Raw genomic sequence first — 14,762 nt, 5'->3', positions numbered from 1 at the left:
ACTATGGGTAACCTCAAATTTTCTCGAATCGATTACCAACAATTGACAGAGTTAGAGAGTTTTGCAACTCCTAGTATTTTCCAGACAGTAAATTGGTTGAATTTTGTCAAGGAAACACAAGATGCAGAACCTGTTGTTGCAGTCATTGAAAATGAAAATATCCCAGTAGGATACTTCACAGGGCTGATTATAAAAAAATTTGGATTGCGGATATTAGGCTCTCCCTTTCCAGGATGGACAACATCATACATGGGATTCAATTTACATCCATCCATACGGAATGTTGATGCATTAATTGCTTTAGAAAATTTTGCATTTAATGATTTAAACTGCATTCATCTGGAAATAATGAATCGACACTTAAATACAGATGATTTATTGAAAGCTGGATATAAATGTGATTTTTTCCCTAACTTTGAAATCGATTTAAGTCAAGATGAAGATCATATTTTTGCATCCATGTCCTCTTCTTGTCGTTGGAGTATCAGGAAAGCAAAAAAACTCGGTGTCAGTATAGAAATTGCTGAAGACTTATCATTTGCTGATGATTATTATTCCCAATTGCAAGATGTGTTTGCTAAACAAAAGCTAGTACCAACTTATCCCAAGGAACGTGTAAAAAGCCTAATTAGGAATCTTTTGCCTACTTCTCAATTGCTGTTGCTCAGAGCTAAAGATGGCAACAATAACTGCATTGCAACTGGAATTTTTCCTGCCTTAAATGACACAATGTTTTTTTGGGGAGGAGCGAGTTATCGGACCTATCAAGATCTTCGTCCAAATGAAGCACTAATATGGTTTGCTATGCGTTATTGGAAGTCAAGGGGTGTTTCTATTTTGGATATGGCGGGAGCAAGAGACTATAAGAGAAAATATGGAGTTGTATCTGAGATTGCAATTCCATGGGGACGAAAGTCAAAGTATCATACTCTGGAAAAACTGCGTAATTTTGGCAAATTTTTAGCTGATAAAAAGCAAAAATTAGCAGGACTAAATAAGTCATAAATTCATAAATTCATAAATTATTACTTAGCAGTAAATAGTTATGCCTTATAAACAAGTAGAACCAGAAATTAATTCTGCTAAACAGGAACAAAGTTTGCATCATCAGAGTTTTATCAAGGATTCAAATATGGAAGTTTGGATTATCACTATGATATTTCCAGGCATATCAGAAACCTTCGCATCTAATGATGTTCATACCATGAGAAATGCTGGCTTAAAAGTTGCGATACATGGATTGCGTCCAACCCCTAAATTATTCTCGAAATTAGTGGTAGAGAGGGGTATTTCAGACATATGGACTACACATAATTCTCTCATCTATTCTTTACAAGGATTATGGATTGGTTGCAAAAATCCACTAATATTAATTGACTTCATGGTGTGGATTTTCAAACATTCCTGGAAAAGACCAATTAATTTATTCAAAAGCTTAATACTTGTACCTCGTAGCTTACAGATATATGATTCTGCCCGACAACACAACCCTGACATTGTCCATTTGTATTGGTCTCATTTTCCATCTTTAGTTGGTTACTTAATACAAAACTACTTACCTAAGACTGTGGTGACAATATCATTTGTTGCCCATGATATTTATAATTCAGAATTCCAATCTCAGGATTCCTATACTGGGGATGTTGCTCGAAATGCCGATCTAGTTCATACAATTACAGCAGACAATATCCCAGCAATTGAAAAGTATGGTATTCCTAAAGAACAAATATTATTGTCATATCATGGGATAGATTTTCGGAAGATTCCTGAGAAAAAAGCCAAAATTAAACGACGCATTGTTACTGCTGGAAGGTTAATCCCAGAAAAAGGTTTTAGTGATACTCTCAAAGCTTTTAAACAAGTGTTAGAACAATATCCTGATGCATCACTTATAGTCTTGGGAGATGGACCAGAAAGAAAAAATTTACAAGCTTTAGCTCAGTCTCTAAATATTAGCCATGCAGTTGATTTTCGAGGCTTTGTTACTCACAATGAAATTTTTCAAGAAATGGCTTTAGCAGAAATTTTTCTGTTTATGTCATTTTACAAAGCAGAAAGACTTCCTAATGTAGTGAAGGAAGCAATAGCCTGTCAATGTTTGTGTGTTATCAGTCATACACCTGGTATTGAAGAACTTATTAGTGACAAAGTACATGGTTATATTGTCCCACAACATGATATAGATACTGCGGCGAAATTGATTCAACAAGCATTTTCAAATCCAGAGCAGATGAATCAGATTAATGAAGCGGCTTACCAACATTTGAGAAAAAACTTTGATATTGAGCAAATTATTGCAGAGTTGCAACAACGCTGGTTCAAGTTACTAACTGAGAAGAAAGATTCTGATTTAGGTCTATAAATATATAAAACTTAGCTTATTTGTAGGTAATGATAAATGAACAACTCTATTCCTATTTTAATGTATCATGGCATCAAAACAGACCTCCAATCAGTTCCTGAAGGTCGTGAAATTGGAGCAGAAATTTATGATGTAACATTGAATAATTTTGTATATCAAATGAATTGGCTTGCCCAACACCAATATCATGCGATCGCAATTGAAGAAATTGATAAATTTGCTTCTCAAAAACAGGTGATTTTAACATTTGATGATGGAGAAATGAATAACTTTATCCATGCATTACCTGTGTTGCAGCAATTAATTTTTCAGGCTTATTTTTTTGTGATTGTAGACAGGATTGGCAAACCCGGTTATATGGGGTGGGATGAACTGCATCAAATGCAAGAAGCTGGCATGATCATTGGTTCTCATAGTATGACTCATCCTATTCTCACTGACTTAACAGATGTTCAAGTGGAGGATGAGCTTTACAACTCTCTCAAAATTCTTGTAAATCATCTGGGAGATGGAGTTAACACATTGTCGATACCACGAGGTTTTTGTAATGATAAAGTGATGCAAATTGCCTATGCATCTGGTTATCGTCACGTCTTTATTTCTGAGCGTCCGGAAAATTTAAAATCTGATTGTTTGGACAGAATTGCCGTGAAAACATCTTGGAATCATCAGCGATTTGAGAAAGCAATCTATGGAATCAAGCCTATTAGTGAGCAAATATCAGATCAGGTTAAAAAGACTATCAAAAAATCCTTAAACGGAGAAACTTATAACCGTTTACGTAATACTCTTATCAGCATATCTAGTAAATAAAACTCAAAAGAATGATGCAATTATTATTTTGGATATCAGCGTTATTAATTCTTTACTGCTATTTCGGTTATCCAGTTTTAATTTACTTGCTTGCAGGCTTGTTTGAAAAAAAAATTGATAAATTACCGATTGAACCAACAGTTTCAATTATTATCTCTGCTTATAATGAAGAAGACTGTATCGCAGATAAAATTCAAAATCTATTGTCCTTAGATTATCCTAGTTCCAAAATGGAAATCATTATTGGTTCTGATGGCTCAACAGATAAAACAAATGAAATTGTTCAAAAGTTTTCAGTCCCAATATTGGCTTTTTATGCCTACTCGCAACGCCGAGGTAAAATGGCGACAATTAATGACTTAGTAAAACAAGCTAAAAATGAAATTATTATTTTCACCGATGCACGTCAAAGTTTTGAAAAAAATGCCATACGCCAACTGGTAGCTAATTTTCATGATCAATATATAGGTTGTGTGAGTGGTGAATTGCATTTCAAACCATTGACAGTAGCAGGGGGAACTGCGAAAGGAATCAGTCTATATTGGAAATATGAGAAATTCCTACGGGCTTGTGAAAGTAAATTCCAGTCAATGCTAGGCGCTACTGGGGCTATTTATGCAATTCGTCATCATTTATTCACGCCAATTCCCCAGAATGTGATTCTCGATGATATGTTTGTTCCCTTAAAAATAATTCAAAAGGGATATCGTGCAGTTTTTGATGCTGATGCCAAAGCCTATGATATCGTCGCTGATAATCCTCAAGAAGAATATCGACGTAAAGTACGTACTCTTTATGGAAATTATCAGATTTTTTGGATTTTGAGCAAACTTTTTAACCCCTTTAGTAGCCGCATTGCATTGCAATTATTTTCCCACAAGCTATTGCGAGTCATTGCACCTTTTCTATTAATTGCAATGCTCATCATCAATTTGTATTTGGTGAATATATCATCATTATATTCAATTACCATGGCTAGTCAGGTCATATTTTATACTTTAGCGATGGTGGGGATGACCACAAAACAGACTAAATATGGTTTTTTGAAAATAGTCTCCAAATTGTGCTATGTTCCGTACGTTTTTTGTCTACTGAATTTCTCTGCATTAGTTGGCTTTCTCCGGTTTATAAAAAGTGAACAAAATGTAACTTGGGAAAAAGCTAGGGAACAGAGTTCAGTTTGATATTTAGAAAATTTATTGAGGTTGTTGTTAATCAGTGTAGAGACTTACTTTAAGTAGCATTTCATAAAGATTTTGAGAACAGCCCTAATTCTTTCAGTTAAGTGGAAAGAGATACATTAGCTGATGTTTATATTTGAAAAATATCAGTTTTATTTTATTTATTTTTGTAACACTATATGGTAAAACAAAAAAAAAATTATTTATATTTTCTGATCACATTCATTATTTTATTATCATCTTTACATTTATATCCATCTATAAGTAAATCGTCGTTTATTTCCTCATCACCCTTGAGAGCGTGGGCTACTTCCGCGATGGAACGCATTGGCATTAGCGATCGCCCAGGGAACTCAAGTAGGATTAAACTGTATGCTGCTCGTGGAGAATATGAACCATTTCAAATTGGTATTCAAGCACATGGAAGCAGTCTAAATAATGTGAATATTGCTGTTTCTGATTTGAAAAGTGCAAACAATAAGATTATTGCTAATAACAATATCACACTTTATAAAGAGCATTATGTTTATGTTACAAATCCTAGTCCCGATCGCCAAGGCAGTAATAAATCTTTAGGTAAAGGCTGGTATGCTGATGGGTTAATTCCTTTTGGGGATAATTTAACAGGAAAATATTTAACAACTGACAATTTTGCTGCTGTTCCATTTAGCTTAGAGGCTGGCAAGAATCAGCCAATTTGGGTGGATGTTTATGTGCCGCGTGATACCGTTCCCGGTGAATATAGGGGTACATTTACGGTGACTAGCGATCGCGGAACCAACAGAGGTGAGATTAATTTGCAAGTATGGGACTTTGAACTACCTTTAAAGCCATCACTCAGTTCTGCTTTTTTATTTTGGGGAGAGCAAACTCAACAAGCATCACAGGAAATTCTCAAACATAAGCTCAATCCCCAATTTAATTCTCGTCCTTTGCCAGAATTAGAGAGAGAATTAATTGATCGCTGGGGCTTAAAGTCAGTGAATTTAGGTTTTTGGAGTGGAGCAGAACTGGGAAATTGTCGGATGTCTCCACCCCCATCGGTAGCTGAGATTAAAGCTGAGGCAGCACGTCATCAACCAGATTTATTTAAGTATGTCTATTCAGCAGATGAGATTGGTAATTGTAAAAATCTCTATGAACCAATGAAGCAATGGGGGCGCGCTATTCATCAAGCTGGATATGCAAACTTGGTTGTCATGCCTCCTGTCCCTGAATTATATGATGATGCTTTGGGAAAAGGTCGTTCAGCAGTTGATGTTTGGGTAGTTTTGCCAATTGATTATGAAAAATCTGCCCAGAGAATACAGCAAGTTTTGCGAAAGGGGGATCAGGTATGGTCTTATAATGCTTTGGTACAAGATGGTTATTCCCCTAAATGGCAGATTGATTTTGCGCCCATTAATTTCAGAATTCAACCTGGTTTCATTAGTCAGAGTTTGGGATTGACAGGGTTGCTATATTGGCGAATGGATTTGTGGACTAGCAATCCCTGGCATGATGTGCGGACTTTTTTTGATAAATTTGATAATAATCGTCCTTACCCTGGTGATGGGATGTTAGTCTATCCCGGAGAACAAGTTGGGGTGAAAGGTATTGTTCCGTCTATGAGACTGAAATGGCTGCGGGAGGGAGTTGAGGATTATGAATATGTGGAGATTATGAAACGTCTAGGTCAAGAGAAATCCGCATTACTACTGAGTAAATCTGTTGGACGTGATTGGCGTAATTGGACACAAAAACCCCAAGTTATATTATCAGTACGGAATCGATTAGCTAAAGGAATAGAGAGAATAAAAACTACAACAAAAAACTGACGAAATCTTCCCAGTCAAAAGGATCGCTAGTTTAAACTGAAGTTCTCCCAATAAAAATATCAGGATATAAGGAAGTTAAAAAGATGGAAAATCAAGAATCATTTACATTTGATAAATATTGGCATATTCTTCAGAGACGCTGGATACCAGCGTTGAGCGTATTTTTCCCAATTTTGTTAATATCACTAGTTGTTTCTTCGATGAAAAAGCCCTCCTACCAAGCCCAGGGCAAATTACAATTTCAGCGCACAAATACCATTTCAACATTAACTGGTGTAGGTACGGAAGTTGCTAAGTTAGAGCCTGTTGTTCAAGATCAAAAAACCAATCCTTTAAATACCGAAGCAGAAGTTATACGCTCATTTCCAATTATTAGAAAAACCATTGATAGGCTCAATTTAAAAGATAATAAAGGCGCACCAATAAAAACTCGTGATTTTCTGAAAAAACTGAGTGTTAAAGATGTCAGAGGAACTGATGTTTTACAAGTTTCTTATAATGATACTAATCCAGAAGTATCTGCTGATGTTGTCAACACGCTGATGACAGCATATTTAGAGCATAATATTGCTTATAATCGCAGTGCTATTAGTTCTGCACGTAAATTTTTAGAAAAACAAGTACCAAGCGCAGAGTTAGTTGTTCGTAAAAATGAAGCAGAATTACGCGATTTTAAGGAAAAAAATAGAATTGTGTCTTTGCAAGAGGAAGCGACAAAATCAGTGGAAATGCTAACTCAATTGCAAACACAGATTGGTGACACAAAATCAAAAGTTGCCGATGTCAACAGTCAGTCGCAATCGATTCGGAATCGTTTAGGAATGTCATCAGCCCAAGCTGTAACAATAACCTCAATCAGTCAATCTGAGGGAATTAACGAACTTACTAAACAAATTCAACAGCTAGATTTAGAATTGGTATCGAAACGTGAAATTTTTCGAGATTCACATCCAGAAATTATTAAATTAGAAAATAAAATTAACGGATTAAAAAATCTGCTCAAAAATAAAGTGGGACAGGTTGCTAGTGGTGGAAAAGTTAAAGCGAATACCAACTTACAAATTGGTGAACTAAAACAACAACTGGCGGGAGAACTTGTCAGATTAGAATCCCAAAGTTCAGGATTAGTCAGTCAATTAGCAACACTATCTGGTTTAGAGACAAAATACCGACAACGACTAGATAATTTACCCAGATTAGAACAACGACAACGCGAGCTAGAACGTAAAGTTCAGGCTGCTCAATCGACTTATTCTTTGCTACTGCAAAAACTACAAGAAAGCCGCATTGCTGAGAATCAAAATTTGGGTAATGCCCAAATTATCAGTAAAGCCGAAATTCCGGATGTGCCACTTTCATCTCCCGCTATTAATTACTTGAGTGCGGGCTTATTGGGGTCATTGGCTGCGATCGCAACTATATATTTATTAGAAACCCGCGATAAATATATTAAGAGTATTGATGAAGCTAAGGAATTCATGGGATTCACCTTACTAGGTGTAATTCCTTCATTTAGCAAACCCAAATCGTCCTTTTTCCAGGCTAACGATGAGATGGAACCATCAATTCCGAGACTTGTGGTTCGGGATATGCCCCGATCGCCTGCAAGTGAAGCTTATCGAATGCTGCGGGCAAACCTCAAATATGTCAGTGCCGATAAAGAACTTAAAGTTATTGTTGTCACAAGTTCAGTTCCCCAAGAAGGAAAATCAACCGTCGCTGCAAACTTAGCAATGGCAATCGCCCAAATGGAACGTCGTGTTTTACTGGTAGATGGTGATTTACATCATCCTGTCCAACATCAAATCTGGGATTTAGCAAATAACGAAGGCTTGAGCAACGTCATTGTCGGACAATCGGATATGCGATCGGCTATTACCCAAGTCATGGATAATTTATACGTTCTTCCTTCCGGTCTAGTTCCCCCTAGCCCAGGTTCTTTACTCGATTCCAGACGTATGGGAACGTTAATTGACTCATTTAGAGATATTTTCGATATTGTAATTCTCGACACTCCATCTCTCAGTGTTGGGGCTGACGCAGCTAGTCTTGGGCAAATGGCAGATGGTCTTTTATTTGTAGTTCGTCCAGGTGTGGCTGATGTGATTAACGCGGGATTTGCGAAAGAACTATTAGAAAAATCCGGTCAAAATGTTTTAGGACAAGTTGTGAATGGCATCATTCCCAAAAACGAACCCTACAGCAACTACTATTTTAATAATGAAGAGTATTATTCTCAAAAAAGTGTTGATAGAGTTAGTGTTGAGGATTTAGATTTGGGAGTGAAGAGGTAGGCAGTCCCGATGAAATTTTTTCATCGGCAAGCATGAAAGGCGGACACGGAGAGAAGGGGACGCGGGGAATAACAAATGACGAAGTGGCTCTTTTAAGTCGAAACCCCGCTTTTGCACCTTATTTAATCCATAATCCTGAGTTTGGTTTGGGTAAGCGATCGCTTTGGTGATTTTCTCTAATATTATAGTCCCCAACCCTGATCTCAAAACTACTACCTTAGAGGTTTGTAACCAAACTCCTCTTTTTAAAACATCCTCCTAGAGGAATAAAACTTATCAACCTAATAGTTTTTTCAATAAACTCAGCTTTCCTGCATAAGGAGCATATAATATGCTTGCATCCAAGAAAAATTTTCTGTTAACCACAGATTTATAGTGGGAGAAAGTATCAAAACTAGCTTTCCCATGATAGCTACCAATACCACTATCACCCACACCACCAAAAGCTAAATTTGATGCGGAAAATTGTTTTATCACATCATTAATGCACACGCCTCCAGAGGAGGTTTCAGACAATATTTTTTGCTGAAATTTCTTATTTTTAGAGAATATATATAAGGCTAATGGTTTAGGACGCAAATTAATTTTATCTATCACATCATTAATATCTACATATTCAATTACAGGCAGAATCGGAGCAAAAATTTCATCCTGCATAATTGTATCTTCCCAAGTAACGTTATCAATTACTGTCGGCGATATGTAGAGTTCATCCGCATTTATTTCACCGCCAATACGAATATCACCTTGCAATAAATTAGCGACTCTCGAAAATTGCCTTTGATTAATTATCCGAGCATAGTCTGGGCTATTTTTGGGGTTGTCTCCATAAAATTCTTGAATACATTTTTCGATGTTTTTTAAGAATTCTTTTTTAATATCTTTGTTAATTAAAACATAATCTGGAGCGATACAAGTTTGTCCCGCATTATAAAATTTACCCCAGGCAATTCGACGTGCTGTAACTTCTAAATTAATCTCCTTATCAACAATACAAGGGCTTTTCCCGCCCAATTCTAAAGTTACAGGTGTGAGGTGTTTTGCGGCTGCTGCCATGATAATTTTACCTGTAGCTGTACTACCTGTAAAAAAGATATGATCAAATTTTTCTTGGAGTAATTGTTTGCTAATTTCAACATCTCCTTCAACTACCGATATATACTCTTGGGGGAAGTTTTTAGAAATAATTTCTGCAACTAAATGAGAGGTATGCGGAGCAAATTCAGAAGGTTTAATAACTGCACAATTACCAGATGCGATCGCGCCAATTAATGGTAGTAAACTTAGTTGGAAAGGATAGTTCCAAGGTCCAATAATTAAAACAACTCCTAGAGGCTCAGGAATCATTTGTGCGGATGCAGGTGACAGAATCAAAGGAATTGAGACTTTTTTCGTTTTCGCCCAATTTTTAATATTTTTTAGTGCATAATTAATTTCTTGAATAACGAAAGAAAATTCGGAAGTATAAGCTTCAAATTCCGGTTTATTTAAATCAGCTTTTAATGCTTCAAGAATTTCACTTTCATGCTCAATTACTACTTGTTTAAGAGCTTGAAGTTGGGCAATACGAAAATCAACACTTTTAGTTGCACCTGCCCGAAAATATTGACGTTGTTCACGGAGTACATCGCTAATTAATATCTGAGGTGACATAATGTTAATACATGTCCTACAATTTTGGTTATAAGCTGATGTGCAGCTAAATTGTATAAGTAGTGCGGGCATCCTGCCCGCGTCTTATATACAAATTAGATACGTCGCAGCTTACTATTGAAATAATATAATAGAGAATCAAAATTTAGATTAAACAGTTAAAAGTCCAAAGCTAAATCTAAGTCTAAAAACTTATAAATAAAAAATTTACCAACCAATAAAAACTGAGCATTCATAATTCAACCAATTAATTATTGCTTAACTGGTAAATCAATGATAAATGTACTGCCTTTACCAACCTCCGATTGCATTTGAATTTTACCGTTATGCGCTTCAACAATACGACGGGAAAGATATAACCCTAAACCACTTCCTTGACGTTTGTGACTTCCTTGGCGAAATCTTTCAAATAAATCAGCTTGTTCTTCGAGAGAAATACCCATACCCGTATCTTTAATCTCTATCCTCACAGATTCATGACTATTCCTTATGGGAGTAATATCAATAGCTACTGTACCCTTATCGGTAAATTTGATCGCATTACCAATTAAATTAGTAAATAGACGATGAAGTTCCAAGCGATCGCAGTTTACCACACATGAATTTGTTTCCCCATGTAATTCTGAGTGTATCGCTAGTCCTTTTGGCTGTGCCAGAGGAGTCAACTCTCCGACGACTTCTTGTAATAGTTGATAGAGATTCACAGGTTGAAAAGCCAGAGTTTTCCGTCCAGCTTCAAAACGGTAAACTTCTAATAGAGTATTTACCATCGCTAACAGATTACTATTACTTCGCCCCATAATAGTAATAATCTCACTCATTTGCGGCGAAAGCTCCCCTAAAGCACCCTGTTGTAATAATTCCAGCATCCTTTCTGCTGCGACTAATGGTGTGCGTAAGTCATGGGTAAGACGGGAGACAAAATCTTCACGCTGCTTGGCAATTTCATCACGTTCATCAATACTATGCTTTAGACGTAATAGAGAACGCACCCTTGCCATCAATTCATCGACTGTAACGGGCTTGCGAATAAAGTCATCAGCACCCAAATCTAATCCCTGGGCAACATTAGGGGAATCGTGAGCGGTTATGAGCAGAATCGGCATAAACCGCAACTCCTTATTTTCACGCACACGGCGAGTAACTTCATAACCATCCATCCCCGGCATCATCAAATCTAGCAAGACTAAATCAAAGCTAGATTCTGCAATTTTTGCTAAAGCTGTAGCACCATTTTCTGCGGTGCTAACTACATAACCTTCTTCCTCCAGAATCGTTCTAATGAGAAAGACATTATCTGGAGAATCATCAACAACAAGGATTTTATCTGAGTGAGATGTCAGGGAATTCATTTAGTTAGGATGTATAGGTTTAAATCAAATTAATATAAATAAGTTTTATTTATATCACTATTTTGGTACAGTTTTGGAAATTACCCTCCTGCTAGAGAGTGATTCTTTGCTTGGATACATGAATCTTGTTACTGTATATACGATATAAATGGCATTTGATAAAAATAATCACTTACAAATTTAATCATGGCACGTAAACTAATCGAACTTGATACAGGAGATGGCAAAACTATTTTAGTTGCTGTGGAAGTACCTGACATGCCAATTGGGCGCGTATCTTCTCCTGGTGATATACCTATAGAAAAAGTTGATAGTAGTTTTGGTGCTGTTAAGGATTTGATTATACGTGGCTGCCGTCCGATTACTCAGGCTTTTCAAGCTTTGCAGAAGAAATCTCAACCTGCATTTGCAGAAGTTTTTGGAATGAAGATATGCTGATGGCATTAAGCTCCGCTTATCAGATTAGATTTGAAGGTTTTTTATAGAGTACGATATGCCTTTGGCATTAAGCTTCGCTTATCGCATTTCGTTTGTACTATTTTTGGAAGTGCGATCGCAATTGCAAGATTTAAGATAATGATTGTAAAATTGCTTCGATTTGAGGCTTGAGTTTTGGTAATTCCCGTTCTATAACCAACCAAACAACATCCAAATCTATTTCAAAGTAGTTATGGGTTAAAATATTTCGCATTCCAATCATCTGTGACCAAGGAACTTGTGGATTTTCCTCGCGAATATCAGCAGATAATACACGTGATGCTTCTCCAATGATTTGTAGGTGTTGAATAAACCAAGTTTGAATTAGTTCGTTTTCTTCAAAAGCTTTTCGACCTTGAATTGCATATTTATTTATGCGCTCAATCGCTTCTAAAATATCGCGCAGCTTTTCACGATTATCTCTCATAATGGAATTGCTTCATTTAATACTCGCTCTCGAATGCGCGATCGCAATCCTTTCTCCGTAACGACATCAACTTCACAGCCAAGTGTATCCTGCAATTCCATCAATAATCCACCCAAATCGAACAAGCTACGTCCTGACTCCATTTCCACCAAAAAATCTATATCGCTGTGAACATCAGCTTCACGACGAGCTACTGAACCAAAAATTCTAATATTGTATGCACCATACTTTGCAGCAATCTGCAAAATATCTTCTCGTTTGGTTCGCAGAATTTCATATATATTCATGACTCAATACTTGTTTTTCTCTTATTCTTAATGATATACGATATGCCGTTCGTGGAGCGTGCGCTTTGTTCTTAGGTATTAAGCTGGGCTGATCGCATTTCGATTTGAAAGGGCTTTTGTGAGATGCTATTGCATTTGGTTTTAAAGAGTTTTGTGGAATGCGATATGCCTTTGGCATTAAGCTTCGCTTATCGCGCTTTCGATTTTGAGGTTTTTAGGGAAGTTCGATCGCCATCGCGATATTATAATGTCAGAAATATTATATTGAGTGGAAATTAACAGTCATTCCCACATTTTAAACATGAGTAATAATTTCAACTTTTAAGCGGTAATCGATTGTGTAGAAGAATTATCAGAAGAAGAACAAGATATGTTATTTGAGTTGATTAAGAAAAGACGCATAGAAAAAGACGTGCAGAGATTGCGCTCAATGCTACTAATACTTTGAAGGCTTTAAAAGTATGTACGGCAAAAAGGGGGAAATTCGCTGACTTAAAAGCTGATTTATTAGATGACAATGAAGAATGAAAACTCTAGTTTGGGGTGCAAGTTTTAAAAAAATTGCGATCGCTTTTTGTGGATTTGTAGAGTTATGCGATCGCTATCAGTCTTTCTTGACAAAGCTACCCCGGATGAGCTAGTTATCGCCTTAACTTTATAAGGTTTTTTGGGGATTGCGTTAGCACAACTCAACGAAGTTATCGCATTTCTAATTTTTCATAATTATATCAACTCAATAAATGATAATATTATTAAGGTTTGTGGCGTTAATGGAATATTTACATATAGCGTCTTGACTTGAGATTCACTCATCAATTCAGCAACGCCTAATTGCATAATTAAAACCTATCAAGAAGAAGCTTTGTACTAAATTTTGTCTGAATCTGCGACAAGAATCAATATCAACATCAATAAAAAATAAAGGGAATATCTCATGCAAACAGTTGAATATATTCAAGAAGAAGAATTTGACTCACTTTTGACACCTGACAGTGGAGTGCTTGTATTTGACTTTACAGCAACTTGGTGCGGTCCTTGCAAGATGATTGCTCCTTTGATGGATAAATTAGCTCAAGAATATGCAGGTAGTGCTAAAGTAGCAAAAGTAGACCTCGACCAGAGTAAAACCCTTGCCAAAAGGTTGGGTATCCGCAGTATTCCAGCAGTGATGATTTACAAAGATGGAAACTTGATGGAAACCATTGTTGGAGTAACAACCTATGAAAGATTCTCCACAGCTGTAACAAATCTACTTTAGGCACTTTTCTAAAAAGATTTACACTCTGGCATGAAAACATTTAGACTTCGGGTTCAATGCCAGCAGCCCGTAATTGTTGTGCTAATCTTTCTGCACGTTGCTTTTCTACCTCCGCACGTTGTCTCTCCGTTTCCGCACGTTGTCTCTCTTGTATTGCGACTTCCGCACCCCAAAGCAATAATTCTCCGTTTTCATCCCACCACCGCAACCAAAAACCATCACGATTTTCCCGCATACCTTGCCATACACCCAAAAATAGGTTCATCTGGGTAATTGAATAGCGGTTATTGGCATCGGGAGTTTGCAATTCGTAATTACCTAAATTGTCTAATTTATAAACTTCCAATGTGCCGTTGCTGGGTTCAAAAATGGCATAGTTAGGAACCTTGAGGACTTGTTCGTAGAAAAACCATTTTCCTGGTGGATAGGTTGGTTTGCTGGAATATTCTGTTCCTTCAGTGTCAGAAATAAATTCCATGACAATCACAGGAATATCACCTTGCAGTTGGGGGGTATAACTGCGGATAACTTCATCTCGCGGAACCCGAATTGCTGGTACATATCCCCAATCAGGTGCTTTGACGACAATTTTATGATTTAAAGTGGCACAAATGCCGTAATTAGTTGTAGTTAAAGCATTAACTGGTAATTTTCCCGCAAGTTCTAAGCTTTCAGTCAATGCAGCTGCAAGGGGAGGTTGATTAATATTATCCACAGGTTCGTCGTCTAAAACAAAATCGTCTGGTAATTTTTCCCAGGTAATTTGATATGTGGCTGAATTGGCTAACATGGGGAAGCCTGCCTGCATAATGGTTGTTCGTAGTTTCTATTCTACATAATT

14 protein-coding genes are annotated in these 14,762 nt (G+C 36.7%); 9 read left to right on the top strand and 5 right to left on the bottom strand.

Annotation, left to right across the window (positions count from 1 at the left end):
* The first annotated feature begins 3 nt into the window (after positions 1-3).
* The 7 genes from VB733_RS12150 to VB733_RS12120 all read left to right on the top strand — a co-directional run bounded on the left by VB733_RS12150 (position 4) and on the right by VB733_RS12120 (position 8,637).
* Positions 4-1,005, top strand: a complete 1,002-nt coding sequence (locus VB733_RS12150; RefSeq protein WP_323340344.1) for a GNAT family N-acetyltransferase — start codon at positions 4-6, stop codon at positions 1,003-1,005.
* A gap of 40 nt (positions 1,006-1,045) precedes the next feature.
* Complete coding sequence (locus tag VB733_RS12145) at positions 1,046-2,362, top strand: glycosyltransferase family 4 protein (protein ID WP_323340343.1); 1,317 nt, start codon at positions 1,046-1,048, stop codon at positions 2,360-2,362.
* A gap of 36 nt (positions 2,363-2,398) precedes the next feature.
* The gene (locus VB733_RS12140; protein WP_323340342.1) at positions 2,399-3,175 is read left to right on the top strand and encodes a polysaccharide deacetylase family protein; all 777 of its coding nucleotides are present in this window, start codon (positions 2,399-2,401) and stop codon (positions 3,173-3,175) included.
* Positions 3,176-3,186: 11 nt separating this feature from the next.
* Entirely contained in the window at positions 3,187-4,359 is a 1,173-nt protein-coding gene (locus tag VB733_RS12135) for a glycosyltransferase family 2 protein (RefSeq protein WP_323340341.1), read from the top strand.
* A 314-nt stretch (positions 4,360-4,673) separates the two neighbouring features.
* Positions 4,674-6,173 (top strand): DUF4091 domain-containing protein, encoded by a 1,500-nt coding sequence (locus VB733_RS12130; RefSeq protein ID WP_323340340.1) that lies wholly within the window; start codon positions 4,674-4,676, stop codon positions 6,171-6,173.
* A gap of 83 nt (positions 6,174-6,256) precedes the next feature.
* Entirely contained in the window at positions 6,257-8,467 is a 2,211-nt protein-coding gene (locus tag VB733_RS12125; RefSeq protein WP_323340339.1) for a polysaccharide biosynthesis tyrosine autokinase, read from the top strand.
* 32 nt (positions 8,468-8,499) lie between these two features.
* The gene (locus VB733_RS12120; protein ID WP_323340338.1) at positions 8,500-8,637 is read left to right on the top strand and encodes a hypothetical protein; all 138 of its coding nucleotides are present in this window, start codon (positions 8,500-8,502) and stop codon (positions 8,635-8,637) included.
* Between the two features lie 106 nt (positions 8,638-8,743).
* On the opposite strand, the gene VB733_RS12115 is transcribed toward VB733_RS12120, so the two are convergent.
* Positions 8,744-10,120 (bottom strand): aldehyde dehydrogenase, encoded by a 1,377-nt coding sequence (locus tag VB733_RS12115; RefSeq protein WP_323340337.1) that lies wholly within the window; start codon positions 10,118-10,120, stop codon positions 8,744-8,746.
* A gap of 251 nt (positions 10,121-10,371) precedes the next feature.
* On the bottom strand, positions 10,372-11,472 hold the full coding sequence (locus VB733_RS12110; protein ID WP_323340336.1) for a hybrid sensor histidine kinase/response regulator: 1,101 nt from the start codon (positions 11,470-11,472) through the stop codon (positions 10,372-10,374).
* A 186-nt stretch (positions 11,473-11,658) separates the two neighbouring features.
* Between VB733_RS12110 and VB733_RS12105 the strand changes: the two genes are divergently transcribed.
* Positions 11,659-11,910: a hypothetical protein gene (locus VB733_RS12105; protein WP_323340335.1), complete on the top strand. Its 252-nt coding sequence runs from the start codon at positions 11,659-11,661 to the stop codon at positions 11,908-11,910.
* A 130-nt stretch (positions 11,911-12,040) separates the two neighbouring features.
* Here VB733_RS12105 and VB733_RS12100 read toward each other — a convergent pair whose 3' ends face one another.
* Together VB733_RS12100 and VB733_RS12095 are read right to left on the bottom strand one after the other, a co-directional pair.
* The gene (locus VB733_RS12100; protein ID WP_323340334.1) at positions 12,041-12,376 is read right to left on the bottom strand and encodes a DUF86 domain-containing protein; all 336 of its coding nucleotides are present in this window, start codon (positions 12,374-12,376) and stop codon (positions 12,041-12,043) included.
* The gene (locus VB733_RS12095) at positions 12,373-12,663 is read right to left on the bottom strand and encodes a nucleotidyltransferase family protein (RefSeq protein WP_323340333.1); all 291 of its coding nucleotides are present in this window, start codon (positions 12,661-12,663) and stop codon (positions 12,373-12,375) included. Before VB733_RS12095 ends, VB733_RS12100 begins: the two co-directional genes overlap by 4 nt.
* A 934-nt stretch (positions 12,664-13,597) precedes the next feature.
* Here VB733_RS12095 and trxA point away from each other — a divergent pair.
* Positions 13,598-13,921 (top strand): thioredoxin, encoded by a 324-nt coding sequence (trxA, locus tag VB733_RS12090; protein ID WP_323340332.1) that lies wholly within the window; start codon positions 13,598-13,600, stop codon positions 13,919-13,921.
* A gap of 40 nt (positions 13,922-13,961) precedes the next feature.
* Here the strand turns inward: trxA and VB733_RS12085 are convergent, their stop codons facing one another.
* The gene (locus tag VB733_RS12085) at positions 13,962-14,711 is read right to left on the bottom strand and encodes a Uma2 family endonuclease (protein WP_323340331.1); all 750 of its coding nucleotides are present in this window, start codon (positions 14,709-14,711) and stop codon (positions 13,962-13,964) included.
* Between the last annotated feature and the right edge of the window lie 51 nt (positions 14,712-14,762).

Source organism: Calothrix sp. UHCC 0171, assembly GCF_034931845.1.
Lineage (GTDB): Bacteria > Cyanobacteriota > Cyanobacteriia > Cyanobacteriales > Nostocaceae > Brunnivagina.
This window is presented reverse-complemented; position numbering and strand designations above follow the sequence as displayed.

Excerpts from the sequence above, each read along its gene's own strand:
- VB733_RS12145 (WP_323340343.1), top strand. The coding sequence starts at position 1,046 with ATGCCTTATAAACAAGTAGAACCAGAAATTAATTCTGCTAAACAGGAA.
- VB733_RS12130 (WP_323340340.1), top strand. The coding sequence starts at position 4,674 with ATGGAACGCATTGGCATTAGCGATCGCCCAGGGAACTCAAGTAGGATT.
- VB733_RS12100 (WP_323340334.1), bottom strand. The coding sequence starts at position 12,376 with ATGAGAGATAATCGTGAAAAGCTGCGCGATATTTTAGAAGCGATTGAG.
- VB733_RS12115 (WP_323340337.1), bottom strand. The coding sequence starts at position 10,120 with ATGTCACCTCAGATATTAATTAGCGATGTACTCCGTGAACAACGTCAA.
- VB733_RS12105 (WP_323340335.1), top strand. The coding sequence starts at position 11,659 with ATGGCACGTAAACTAATCGAACTTGATACAGGAGATGGCAAAACTATT.
- VB733_RS12125 (WP_323340339.1), top strand. The coding sequence starts at position 6,257 with ATGGAAAATCAAGAATCATTTACATTTGATAAATATTGGCATATTCTT.
- VB733_RS12120 (WP_323340338.1), top strand. The coding sequence starts at position 8,500 with ATGAAAGGCGGACACGGAGAGAAGGGGACGCGGGGAATAACAAATGAC.
- VB733_RS12085 (WP_323340331.1), bottom strand. The coding sequence starts at position 14,711 with ATGTTAGCCAATTCAGCCACATATCAAATTACCTGGGAAAAATTACCA.
- trxA (WP_323340332.1), top strand. The coding sequence starts at position 13,598 with ATGCAAACAGTTGAATATATTCAAGAAGAAGAATTTGACTCACTTTTG.
- VB733_RS12110 (WP_323340336.1), bottom strand. The coding sequence starts at position 11,472 with ATGAATTCCCTGACATCTCACTCAGATAAAATCCTTGTTGTTGATGAT.
- VB733_RS12150 (WP_323340344.1), top strand. The coding sequence starts at position 4 with ATGGGTAACCTCAAATTTTCTCGAATCGATTACCAACAATTGACAGAG.
- VB733_RS12135 (WP_323340341.1), top strand. The coding sequence starts at position 3,187 with ATGATGCAATTATTATTTTGGATATCAGCGTTATTAATTCTTTACTGC.
- VB733_RS12095 (WP_323340333.1), bottom strand. The coding sequence starts at position 12,663 with ATGAATATATATGAAATTCTGCGAACCAAACGAGAAGATATTTTGCAG.
- VB733_RS12140 (WP_323340342.1), top strand. The coding sequence starts at position 2,399 with ATGAACAACTCTATTCCTATTTTAATGTATCATGGCATCAAAACAGAC.